The 10,507-nt window shown below is 70.7% G+C and carries 12 protein-coding genes; 5 read left to right on the top strand and 7 right to left on the bottom strand.

The window, feature by feature from the left end; all coding sequences use genetic code 11:
* Positions 1-708: 708 nt before the first annotated feature.
* The 4 genes from AC0IY0_RS28390 to AC0IY0_RS28375 all read right to left on the bottom strand — a co-directional run bounded on the left by AC0IY0_RS28390 (position 709) and on the right by AC0IY0_RS28375 (position 3,159).
* The gene (locus AC0IY0_RS28390) at positions 709-1,107 is read right to left on the bottom strand and encodes a hypothetical protein (RefSeq protein WP_471766409.1); all 399 of its coding nucleotides are present in this window, start codon (positions 1,105-1,107) and stop codon (positions 709-711) included.
* 69 nt (positions 1,108-1,176) lie between these two features.
* A complete protein-coding gene (locus AC0IY0_RS28385) occupies positions 1,177-1,380 on the bottom strand; it encodes a hypothetical protein (RefSeq protein ID WP_471766408.1) in 204 nt (67 codons plus the stop codon).
* A gap of 28 nt (positions 1,381-1,408) precedes the next feature.
* Complete coding sequence (locus tag AC0IY0_RS28380) at positions 1,409-1,729, bottom strand: hypothetical protein (protein WP_471766406.1); 321 nt, start codon at positions 1,727-1,729, stop codon at positions 1,409-1,411.
* A 644-nt stretch (positions 1,730-2,373) separates the two neighbouring features.
* The gene (locus tag AC0IY0_RS28375; RefSeq protein WP_471766404.1) at positions 2,374-3,159 is read right to left on the bottom strand and encodes a hypothetical protein; all 786 of its coding nucleotides are present in this window, start codon (positions 3,157-3,159) and stop codon (positions 2,374-2,376) included.
* Between the two features lie 543 nt (positions 3,160-3,702).
* On the opposite strand from AC0IY0_RS28375, the gene rfbF reads away from it, so the two are divergent.
* From rfbF to AC0IY0_RS28350, 5 genes are read left to right on the top strand one after another with little or no spacing between them, the layout of a single operon-like run.
* Complete coding sequence (gene rfbF, locus AC0IY0_RS28370; protein WP_471766410.1) at positions 3,703-4,470, top strand: glucose-1-phosphate cytidylyltransferase; 768 nt, start codon at positions 3,703-3,705, stop codon at positions 4,468-4,470.
* A complete protein-coding gene (gene rfbG, locus AC0IY0_RS28365) occupies positions 4,470-5,594 on the top strand; it encodes a CDP-glucose 4,6-dehydratase (protein ID WP_471766403.1) in 1,125 nt (374 codons plus the stop codon). The genes rfbF and rfbG overlap by 1 nt, the downstream gene beginning before the upstream one ends.
* Entirely contained in the window at positions 5,591-6,853 is a 1,263-nt protein-coding gene (locus AC0IY0_RS28360) for a methyltransferase domain-containing protein (RefSeq protein WP_471766401.1), read from the top strand. Before rfbG ends, AC0IY0_RS28360 begins: the two co-directional genes overlap by 4 nt.
* 6 nt (positions 6,854-6,859) lie before the next feature.
* Entirely contained in the window at positions 6,860-7,405 is a 546-nt protein-coding gene (locus AC0IY0_RS28355) for a dTDP-4-dehydrorhamnose 3,5-epimerase family protein (RefSeq protein ID WP_471766399.1), read from the top strand.
* A complete protein-coding gene (locus tag AC0IY0_RS28350) occupies positions 7,402-8,304 on the top strand; it encodes an NAD-dependent epimerase/dehydratase family protein (protein ID WP_471766397.1) in 903 nt (300 codons plus the stop codon). The genes AC0IY0_RS28355 and AC0IY0_RS28350 overlap by 4 nt, the downstream gene beginning before the upstream one ends.
* A gap of 124 nt (positions 8,305-8,428) precedes the next feature.
* On the opposite strand, the gene AC0IY0_RS28345 is transcribed toward AC0IY0_RS28350, so the two are convergent.
* From AC0IY0_RS28345 to AC0IY0_RS28335, 3 genes are all read right to left on the bottom strand, one after another.
* On the bottom strand, positions 8,429-9,016 hold the full coding sequence (locus tag AC0IY0_RS28345; protein WP_471766395.1) for a metallophosphoesterase family protein: 588 nt from the start codon (positions 9,014-9,016) through the stop codon (positions 8,429-8,431).
* Positions 9,017-9,143: 127 nt separating this feature from the next.
* Entirely contained in the window at positions 9,144-9,953 is an 810-nt protein-coding gene (locus tag AC0IY0_RS28340; protein ID WP_471766394.1) for a 3'-5' exonuclease, read from the bottom strand.
* A 100-nt stretch (positions 9,954-10,053) separates the two neighbouring features.
* Complete coding sequence (locus AC0IY0_RS28335; protein ID WP_471766392.1) at positions 10,054-10,383, bottom strand: DUF6634 family protein; 330 nt, start codon at positions 10,381-10,383, stop codon at positions 10,054-10,056.
* Between the last annotated feature and the right edge of the window lie 124 nt (positions 10,384-10,507).

Below are 10,507 nucleotides of genomic sequence, written 5' to 3'. Positions count from 1 at the left end.
TCTACGAGGCCTTCACGAGCCTCGCCGCCAGCCTCATCACTCTCAACCAGATCAGACGGTTCTGTTAGGCGCTCTAAAGCCATACTTGAGGAAATATTATCAAATCCCTGAGTCAGGGCTATCATGCCTCGACACCCTAGCCCGGGACGGCAGAGACGCCGGACGCAGCGCCGATCAATCCCGACCCGGTGGATCGCGGATCTTCGAGACCGAGACTCACGGCCGGGAATGGCCCGCCGACGATCAGCTCTCGCGCCGACACGTCGATGTGCGCCCTACAGGTTCGCATCATGGTTCAGCTTAATCGCGATCGGGCTCGTGACGCGTCGCATCGCCTTACCGCTCGGTTCGGCAAGCGACAAGGCGCAGGTTCCCGACACGTAAAAGGCAGAACCGCGTTGATCCATACCGTTCGGTCATCAATTTTCGTGACCGGGGTGCGCCACACCTGGTTCTTGCTCTGAAAGATCATCGCCAGCCTGTCACAGGGCCCCGGCAGCGCGGCGTCTAGTTTTAACTCGGCCATCCACATCGAGCCGGGCGAGGCTGAGATCAGACCGCCGGCCTCCAGCAGGCTGTGTTGCAGGGTGAACGTGCGCGCCGCGCCGGTAACGAGTTGACGCGGCTTAGGAATGAATCGCGTCGGCGGCTCGGCGTCCCGGGCCGCGAAGATTCACGCCACGTCTTCGAGGATTAGGATACGATCGCTCACCGATCCGCAGCCGAATCCGTCAGCACGAGGCGGGTCCCGTCGAGGACGAGTTTGCGCAGAAGTCGCTGGCAACTCTGGTTCATCGCCAATGGCCGCCCTTTACGACCCAGAACCGTGGCAGGGAGACCGACCGTCTCCAGGGCCTGCGCCGCCGATTCGACTGTTCGCAGGCGTGCCGATATCGTGGCGGCGCGAGCGAGGTGTGGTCGCATGCCATCCAGGCGCGCAACGGCATCAGGCGGGATCGGCCCGCGCGCGATGGCCCGCTCCACATCGAAGATGATCTGGTCGCCGGTCGGGACCGTGATGACGCTGGGCGCGCCCATCCCAAAACCGCGGGAATTCAAAAATTCACTGAAAACCGGCTCGCGGGCAAACTCTTCCGGCGTGAACACGTCGAGATCCGCGACGTAGCCGGCATGCCGCTTGGCGAGCAGGCGGCTGGGGCGATCCGTCCGCTTGAATCAGCCCTCCGCGATGTAGGCGCGGATGCTGTCGGCAAAATTCGGCGAGGCGATGAACCGGGAACTGTCGAGATCGACGAGAAAAGCACCGCTGCATCCGCGCCACCGAACCGGCACAGTTGGGTTCAGAACCGCTGGCCGGAGCTCCGGAAGAACGGCGGCCTCGTAGATCCGGTCGACGAGATCGGCCTCCCCATCAGACATACCGCCGAGTCCCCCCGCCGAATCACGGTCAGCCCCACTGTTTGCGGACGCCCGCGAAGAAGCGAGTCAGGCCGTGCAGGTCGACGTCTGGGAGAGCGACAGGGTCGTTCGACGTCGCGGCGCTGTCAGCCACGCCCCGATCGACGTTCCCCGCCAGCGCGTGCAGCACCCGGGCCAGGAGCGGCGGCCAATCCACGCCGTGGTCTTCCAGAAGCTGTGCGCCCTTCGCCAAGGCGATAGCCTGATCCGCAGGGACGCGCCGGCCCGTGATTTGGGCGTGAAGCGCGCGGTCGGCGAGTTCGGTGCAGAGGCGCACAACCTCGGTCAGCCGTTCCGGGGCGGTGTTCATGACCCGCCCCGCTGGCCAGGTCGTTCGTGGTTCGACGGCTCAACGCCAGGAGCCTCCAGGGCGGACCGATTGCTGCGCGCGATGTCGGCGCGGCCGGTGATCGTCGCCGGCCGCTCCACCACCATCCTGGCGTCCATATCGACGTATGGATCGGCCCGTCCGGCGAAAGCCGCGTGCTCGACGCCGGGGAGCACGCGCGCGGCTCTGAGTTGGTTGCCTGTGACGAGCATCGACGTTTGCCACACCCTCGAAGACGGATGGACTAAGCCAAGCTTCCATATGTAGCATACAGGCCACGGGGTACCAGCTGACAGCGCCGGATCACACCATCGCGCGCATTCGGCGCCGCCACTCGTGAGACGTCGCCCCCGGCGATGTCTCGGCGACGACCGAGGCGATGCATCCGGCCAGCCTGCCCGCCGCCAAAGCCTGCGATCCGCCGGTTCGCGCGCCCCAGCGGTCCAGCGCCGGCGCATCCGACCGCTCGGCTACCGGAGCCGTATCCGCAGACGGTTTGGTGCGTTCGCGGCTGGCGCGTCGACGACTGCGAAAGCGCTGGCCGATGCCATGTGGTCGAGCCGGCGCTCCTCCATCGCAGGGCGCGAGGACGCAGCTGTGGGCGATCCGCCGGGCCGCGGGCGCGCCTACGCCTCGATCACCGTCGCGGGGATCGAGCATCCCCAGGACGCGAAGGTGACCTCGGTGCGCGCGCGCGCGCCGAGCGCGTCGTAGGCGCGGGTGTAGTTATCGTGGACGAGGAGGTTGGCCTGCCCCCCCTGCCGCGATGTCTCGCTGTTCGGCCAGAGCGGCGGCGCGTAGCCGCGCCCGTCGCCGCCGACGATCAGGCAGGTCAGTCCCAGCGCGAACACCCGGCGGGTCAGACCGTCCGGGCCGCTCTCGGCGAAGAAGGCGTCGAGCTTGGTCGCGATCGCGTAGGAGCCGAGCAAGGCCAGCGCGTGCTCCCGCCGCATCGCGAAGGCGTTCGTCCTCAGATGTGGGTTGGGATACTCCGGAAACAGGCGATTGATGTAGCGCAGGCTCTCGAACGAGCCCGTCGCGCCGACCATGCCGACGCCGGGCACCTCCAGATTGCGCAGCAGTTTGGCGAGCCAGGACGGGGCGTTGAGCTCGGCGTTGGTGTTGAGGAAGCAGACGTAATCCTCGCCCACGCTGCTCAGGGCGTCCGCGTAGGCGCCGAGGTCGAAACTGAGGTCGTCGGTCTCGATCGCCTCGAAGGGTAGGCCGTCGAAGACCCGCTCGGCCGCCGCGCGTTGCGCCGCGTCGGCGAACCCTTTGAAGATCACATAGAGTTTGTGCGCACACCCCGCGGGGTGGGCGCGATAGGATGCCACGAAGCGCCGGAACCGATCCGCGTGGTCGGCATCGTAGCCCCGGGCGAGGTATAGGACGGCGGCGGTCCGGATCGACATGGTCTTCAGGCTGCTCCGACAGCGTAAGGCCCCGCGCAGCGTCTGTGGCGGTCACGCCGAGGTTGATAAAGCTTGCCGACCGGCGTGACGAGGGGCCGTCCGTCCAAATGAGCGCCTCGCTCGGGACACGGTCACGCCGGACGCGGTCCGTCTCGGCAGGATCGGGGGCCGTCGTCAGAGCCCCGAAGCGCCGGCGGGGATTTTGGGCGCGCGCTCGGGAAGCGATCGGCCGGCGCGGGGCGCGTCCTGCGCCCGGCAGGGCATGGGCGGGTCACCCGCGAGGCCGGCGCGACCAGCCCGACAGCAGGAGACCGACGCGATCGGCCCGGTCCCCGAGGCCGGTGCGGCGCCTCCCCCGCGATCCGGCCAGCTCCGACGCTTGAGCGGGGCGACGGGTTGAACAGCATCGGCCTTCGCGCGTAAGCCGCGCGGTGTCGGGGTGGAAGGCCGGTCGCCGAGCGGGCGTCGAGGCGTCCCCCGTCGCTCACATCCGGGCCGCTGTCGCGATCAGGTGGGAGCGACGAGATGGCCGAGGAGGGATCGATGAAGGCGGTGATCTTGGCGGGCGGGCTCGGGACGCGCCTGTCGGAGGAGACCGGAACGCGCCCGAAGCCGATGGTCGAGATCGGCGGCCAGCCGATCCTGTGGCACATCATGAAGGGATTTGCGGCCCACGGGGTGCGCGAGTTCGTGATCTGCCTCGGCTACCGGGGGTACATGATCAAGGAGTTCTTCCTCAACTACCGCCTCCACCTCTCCGACGTGACCGTCGAGACCGGCTCGGGCGCGATCGAGTTCCACCGCTCCGGCGCCGAGGATTGGAGCGTGTCGCTGATCGAGACCGGGGCCGAGACCATGACCGGCGGCCGGCTGAAGCGCGTGCGCCCCTATCTCGGGACCGAGCCGTTCTTCATGACCTACGGCGACGGCGTCTCGGACGTCGACCTCACCGCGCTCGCCGCCTTCCACGCCGCCCACGGCCGTATGGCGACGCTGACTGCCGTGGCCCCGCCCGGCCGCTTCGGCGCCCTGGAGCTGGAGGGCGACGCGATCCGGAGCTTTCGCGAGAAGCCGTCCGGCGACGGCGCCGTGATCAACGGCGGCTTCTTCGTCCTCGACCCGCGGGCGCTCGACTACGTGGCGGGCGACGCCACCGTGTGGGAGAACGAGCCGCTGGAGCGGCTGGCGCGCGAGGGGCAACTCCAGGCCTTCCAGCACACCGGTTTCTGGCAGGCGATGGATACGCTGCGCGACAAGAACCAGCTCGAAGCGCTCTGGGCCGGCAAGGCCGCGCCCTGGATGGTGTGGTGATGGGGAGCGCGTCTGCGGCGGCCATGCGCAATCCCGATCCGGGCTTCTGGGCCGGTCGGCGCGTGCTGGTGACCGGCCATACCGGCTTCAAGGGTGCTTGGCTTAGTCTGTGGCTCGCCCGCCTCGGCGCCGAGGTCACGGGCTACGCGCTGGCCCCGGAGACCGAGCCGAGCCTGTGCGCGCTGGCCGGCTTGCCGGACCGCATCGACAGCCACCTCGGAGACGTGCGCGACCGGGCCGCGCTCACCGCCCGCTTGGTCGAGGCACGGCCGGAGATCGTCCTCCACTTGGCCGCGCAGGCGCTGGTGCGGCCCTCTTACGCCGATCCGGTCGGCACTTACGCCACCAACGTCATGGGCACGGTGCACCTGCTGGAGGCGGTGCGCGCCTGTCCATCGGTCCAGGCCGTGGTGATCGTCACCAGCGACAAGGCCTACGAGAATCGCGAATGGGTCTGGGCCTATCGCGAGGACGAACCGATGGGCGGGCGCGATCCCTATTCGAACTCGAAGGGCTGCGCGGAGCTCGTCACCGGCGCCTACCGCGCCTCGTTCTTCGGCGCGGACGGGCATCCAGCGCGCATCGCCAGCGCGCGCGCCGGCAACGTCATCGGCGGCGGTGACTGGTCGCTCGACCGCCTGGTTCCGGACGCCGTGCGCGCTTTCGGGCGCGGCGAGCCGGTCGAGATCCGCGCGCCGGGCGCCGTGCGGCCGTGGCAGCACGTGCTGGAGCCGCTCTCGGGCTACCTGCACTTGGCCGAGGCCCTGTGCGGCGCGGATGGGGCGCGCTTCGCCGAGGGCTGGAACTTCGGCCCGGCCGACGCGGATTGCCGTCCGGTCAGCGAAGTGGTGGCCGGCCTCGCCCGGGGCTGGGGCGCGGGCGCGCACTGGCGGCTCGCCGCCGGCACGCACCCGCACGAGGCGACCTTCCTCAAGGTCGACGCCTCGAAGGCGCGCGCGCATCTCGCCTGGGATCGTCGGCTGCGGCTCGGCGAGGCCCTGGACTGGACCGGGGCGTGGTACCGCGCGCAGGCCGAGGGCGCGGACGCGGCCAGCCTGACCCTGGAACAGATCGCGCGCTACGAGGCGCTGGCGGAGCGGGACTCGGCGGGAGATCTGGCATGAACACGGCGACGAATACACTGCCTGCCCCCGCGGCTCGCGCCCGCTGTCGATCCTGCGGCGCTCCGCTCAGCCGCAGCGTGGCCGATCTCGGCCTGTCGCCGCTGGCCAATTCCTACGTGCCGCCCGAGCGCGCCGGACAGGGCGAGATGGTCTACCCGCTCCACGCCTTCGTGTGCGAGCAGTGCTGGCTGGTGCAGCTGGAGGCGTTCGAGAGCCCGGAGCACATCTTCTCGGACTACGCCTACTTCTCCGGCTTCTCCACCGGGTGGCTGAGCCATGCGGAACGCTATGTCGCGGCGATGACCGAACGCTTCCAGCTCGGGCCGCACAGCAAAGTCGTGGAGGTGGCGAGCAACGACGGCTACCTGCTGCAGTACTTCGTCGCCCGCGGCGTGCCCGTGCTCGGGGTCGAGCCGGCCGCCAACGTCGCCGCCGCGGCGCGCGCCAAGGGCGTGCCGAGCGAGGTCGCATTTTTCGGGCGCGCCACGGCGGAGCGGCTCCTGGCCGAAGGCCACGGCGCCGACCTGATGGCGGCCAACAACGTGCTGGCTCACGTGCCCGACATCCTCGACTTCGTCGCCGGGTTCCAAGTGCTGCTCAAGCGCGACGGCGCCGGCACGTTCGAGTTCCCGCACCTGTTGCGCATGGTCGAACACAAGCAGTTCGACACGATCTACCACGAGCATTTCTCCTATCTGTCGTTGGGCGTGGTCTCGGGCATCCTGGAGCGGTCGGGCCTGCGGGTGTTCGACGTCGCGGAATTGCCGACCCACGGCGGCTCGCTGCGGGTGTTTTTCTGCCACGCCGACGGCCCGCACGCGTCGACGCCCGCCGTGGCGCGGGTGCTCGCGGCCGAGCGCGACGGCGGATTGTTCGAGGCCGACGGCTACGCGCGGTTCGCCGACGCGGTGGTCGCGATCAAGTGCGCGAGCCTGGAGTTCCTGATCGGCGAGCATCGGGCGGGCCGGCGCGTCTGCGCTTACGGGGCGGCGGCCAAGGGCAACACCTTCCTGAACTATTGTGGGATCGGCCCGGAGCTGATCTGCGCGGTGGCCGACCGCTCACCACACAAGCAGGGCACGCTCCTGCCTGGCAGCCGAATCCCGGTGGTCTCCCCGGAGACGCTCATCGAGATGGGCCCGGACACCGTGCTGATCCTGCCGTGGAACCTGAAAGCCGAGATCATGCACGAGATGGCCGGGATCCGCGCTTGGGGGGGGCGGTTCGTCACCTGCATCCCGAGCCTGACGGTGGAGTGAGCCGGCATGGTCTTCGAGGAATTGCCGCTGGCGGGTGCCTACCGGATCGGGGTGAGCCCGCACGCGGACGCGCGCGGTTTCTTCGCCCGGACGGTGTGCGAGGACACCCTGGCCGAACGCGGCCTCGTGGGTCGGTTCAAGCAGTCCAGCGTGTCGTTCAACCTCCGGCGCGGCACGGTGCGGGGGATGCATTACGCGGCGGTACCGCACGCCGAGACCAAGCTCGTGCGCTGCACCCGGGGGGTCATTCACGACGTAATCGTTGACCTGCGACGCCGCTCGCCGACCTACCTGCGGGCGATGGGCGTCGAGCTTTCCGCCGAGAATCGGGCGGCGCTCTACATCCCGGCGGGGTTCGCGCACGGCTTCCAGACGCTGCGCGACGACACGGAGGTGCTGTACATGATCGACAGGCCTTACGTGGCCGGGGCCGGGCGCGGGCTACGCTGGGACGACCCGGCCCTCGACGTCGCTTGGCCTGAGCCGGTGAGCGTGATCGCCGAGCGCGACCTGGCCTTCCCGGCCTGGACCGGCGCGGACCCGGTCGCGTGAGTTCGGGCGCGCGGCGCGTCATCCTCACCGGCGCCACCGGGTTCGTCGGCGCCCACGCGATCCCGGCGCTTCGCGCGCACGGCTTCGAGATCCACGCGCTGGGCCGCGGGCGGCCCGACGGGGAGGTCGCGTTCCACCCGGTCGACCTGCTCGATGCGGGGGCGGTCCGGGGTATGGTCCAGACGCTCCAGGCGAGCCACCTCTTGCACCTCGCTTGGTACGCCGAGCCCGGTCTGTACTGGCGCGCGGCGGCCAACCTCGACTGGGTCGCGGCGAGCCTCGCGCTGGTCCGCGCCTTTCGGGAGGCCGGCGGCGGGCGGGCGGTGGTGGCGGGTACCTGCGCCGAGTACGCCTGGGGGCCCGAGCGTCTCAGCGAGGACGCGCCCTGCGCCCCTGCGACCCTGTACGGGGCAGCCAAGGACGGGACGCGGCGGATCCTGGAGGCATATGGGAGCGAGACCGGGCTGTCGCTGGCCTGGGGGCGGTTGTTCTTCCTGTACGGGCCGGGGGAGCGGCCGGGCCGGCTGGTCGGCGACGCGATCCGGTCGTTGGCCGCGGGGGCGCGCTTCGGCACCAGCCCCGGTCACCAGCGCCGGGACTTCTGCCACGTGGCGGACGCGGCCGGGGCGTTCGCGGCGCTGCTCGACTCTGAGGTCACGGGCTCGGTCAACCTCGGCTCGGGGACGGCGGTACCGGTCCGGGCGATCCTTGAGCGGATCGGGGTGCTCACCGGTCGCCCCGACTTGATCGATTTCGGCGCCCGGCCACTGCCGGCGTCCGAGCCGGCCGGCATCGAGGCGGTGGTGACGCGCCTGCGCGAGGACGTTGGATTCTGCCCCCGCTACGATCTCGACGCCGGCCTGCGCCAGACGCTTGCGGCCGGCGGCCCGACTCCGTAGGGCGCAGCGGCGCACGGCCGCCGACGGTGTATCGCTCGCTCTGGTCGCCACGATCCGCCCGACCTCCGGGCCAACCGGGATCGGGCCCGGGATCGTCGGCGGGGCAGGGGCACTCGCTGCCCGCTCAGGATCGCCCATCATCGCCGACGTTCGCGCCCGGATGATCCCCGCGCGCGGCGGCGATGCGGAGTTCGTCCTCCAGGAGCGTGTTCCCGGCCATGCGGGCGAGGACCTCGGCCAGCGAGACCGGCGCGTAGGCCCACGCGTCGACCCCGGCATCCTCGGCATGGCGCGTGCCCGGGATGGTCCCGTGGGTATGCCCGTAGAGGTGGACAGCGCCGGCGTGGATCCGGTGCCACGACCGCAGCGCGTAGTGGCACAGCACGACGCGCCGACCCGCCACGGTGATCTCGTGCATCTGGCGCGGCGGCGACGACCACGGCAGGCGCAGGGTCGCCTTGCGGTCGTGGTTGCCCACGATCAGGTGCTTGCGCCCCTGCAACCGGGCGAACACGCGCGCCAGGGCGTCGGGGTCGAGACCGAGGGCGAAGTCGCCGAGATGCCAGACGTCGTCGCCGGGCGCCACCCGTGCGTTCCAGCCCCGGCTCAGGGCGGCGTCGTGCGCGGCGATGTCCGGGAAGGGACGATCGCAGAAGCTCAGGACGTTGGCGTGGCCGAAATGGGTGTCGGCGGTGAACCAGGTCTGGGGCACGGGGATCTCGGTGAACGGGTCGGGGGCGGCAACCGGTGCGCAGTGCCCCGAGGATGGGCCTCGGCGGCGGGATCGGCCGGGGGCTTTGCGATCGGCGCGGCCGAGCGTGCCGGCACCCGCCGGAGCATCATGCGGCGCGATCGGCGATCGCGCCGCCCGGAGCGCGCCACGCATCGAGGAAGGCGGCGAGATGCGGGCGCCCGGCGCGTTCCCCGTCGAGGTAGGCGGACAGGCCATCGAGGGTTGCGGCGTGCCCGGCCGGCGTCTGGCGGCCGGTGAGCAGGCCGTAGCGACAGTACAGGCCGAACAGGTTGAGCACGTCGCCCTCGCAATAAGCCCGCACGCGCTCGACCTCACCGGCCAAGATCGTCGCCTCGACCTCGCCGCCGTGGGCGCCGATCTTGCCCGGCAGACCGAGCGCCCGTGCCGCCTCGTCGAGGGAGAGCCGCGCGCAGGCGCCGTAGGTCGCGAGCGCGTCCATCAGGTCGCAATGCCAGTCCTCGCTGAACCGGTTGGTGTAGCCGTGGCGCCCGCTGCCGCGGCCGTGCCAGCCGCGGGCGGTCAGCCCGTGGATCATCGAGCGCTGCAACAACACCGGCAGGTCGAAGGCCCGCCCGTTCCAGGTCACCACGCGGCTCGGCTCGCGCGCGAAATAGGTCCAGAACCCACGCAGGAGCCGCGCCTCGTCCCAATCCGGCGTCCCGCCCGAGCGACACCCGATGGCAACGTAGCGCTCGAAGCCGTCGCGATCCGTCTCGATGCGCGCTTCGACGACGGAGATCGCCACGACCCGGTGCCAGAGCGGCTTGGGGAACTTCGCCCCCCAATCGGCCGGCATCCGGTCGCGGTCGGGCGCGGTCTCGATGTCGAGGCACAGGAGCCGCGTATGGGACGCGTCGGTTGCACGCGGGTGCGGGTCGGGGAGGGCGGGATCCATGGCGTGATGTCCTGATCGAGGCGGGATCTAGGCGAGGCCCGGCGTCGGGCTCGCGAAGGGCGATAGGGCAAGGCGGGCCGGCTCCGCCACGGCGCGGGCGTCACACGAAGGAGCGACCGAGGCGGTAGAACCGTGAGACCGTGCGGGCCCATCCGGCTTGCGCATCCAGCGCGAGCAGCGGCGAGGTGACGATGCTGCGCCGGCCCGGAAGGCGGGGGTGGCCCTCGGCCGTGCCGATCAGCACGCGCTCGACCGTGGGCACCAGGCAGTGGCGCCAATCGACCAGGCGCGGCGCGCCCGCGAGGTCGCGGGCGGTGGGGGCCGCGCCGACCGTGACCGCGTCGAAGGCGGCCAGCGCCGCCTCCAGGGTCACGGCCTCGTCGACGGACATGTACAACTCAAGGCTGGGGAAGTCGGAAGCGGCGGGCATGGGGGTCGATCCTTGTCATTCGCGTTCGCGGGGGAAGGGTGGCGCGGGCGCGCCGCCTCGGAGATTGTCAGTCGGTCCGCGTCCCGGCTGGACGACACCCCCGTCCGCCCGGTCCGCCCAGACC

The sequence above is a fragment of the Methylobacterium sp. AC315 genome (assembly GCF_979253755.1).
The sequence above is the reverse complement of the archived record's forward strand: the minus strand, read 5'-3'. Positions and strand labels throughout refer to the sequence as shown.

Coding starts and splice junctions, on each gene's coding strand:
- AC0IY0_RS28385 (WP_471766408.1), bottom strand. CDS start 1,380: ATGTCTGATGGGGAGGCCGATCTCGTCGACCGGATCTACGAGGCCGCC.
- AC0IY0_RS28380 (WP_471766406.1), bottom strand. CDS start 1,729: ATGAACACCGCCCCGGAACGGCTGACCGAGGTTGTGCGCCTCTGCACC.
- AC0IY0_RS28375 (WP_471766404.1), bottom strand. CDS start 3,159: ATGTCGATCCGGACCGCCGCCGTCCTATACCTCGCCCGGGGCTACGAT.
- rfbF (WP_471766410.1), top strand. CDS start 3,703: ATGAAGGCGGTGATCTTGGCGGGCGGGCTCGGGACGCGCCTGTCGGAG.
- rfbG (WP_471766403.1), top strand. CDS start 4,470: ATGGGGAGCGCGTCTGCGGCGGCCATGCGCAATCCCGATCCGGGCTTC.
- AC0IY0_RS28360 (WP_471766401.1), top strand. CDS start 5,591: ATGAACACGGCGACGAATACACTGCCTGCCCCCGCGGCTCGCGCCCGC.
- AC0IY0_RS28355 (WP_471766399.1), top strand. CDS start 6,860: ATGGTCTTCGAGGAATTGCCGCTGGCGGGTGCCTACCGGATCGGGGTG.
- AC0IY0_RS28340 (WP_471766394.1), bottom strand. CDS start 9,953: ATGGATCCCGCCCTCCCCGACCCGCACCCGCGTGCAACCGACGCGTCC.
- AC0IY0_RS28335 (WP_471766392.1), bottom strand. CDS start 10,383: ATGCCCGCCGCTTCCGACTTCCCCAGCCTTGAGTTGTACATGTCCGTC.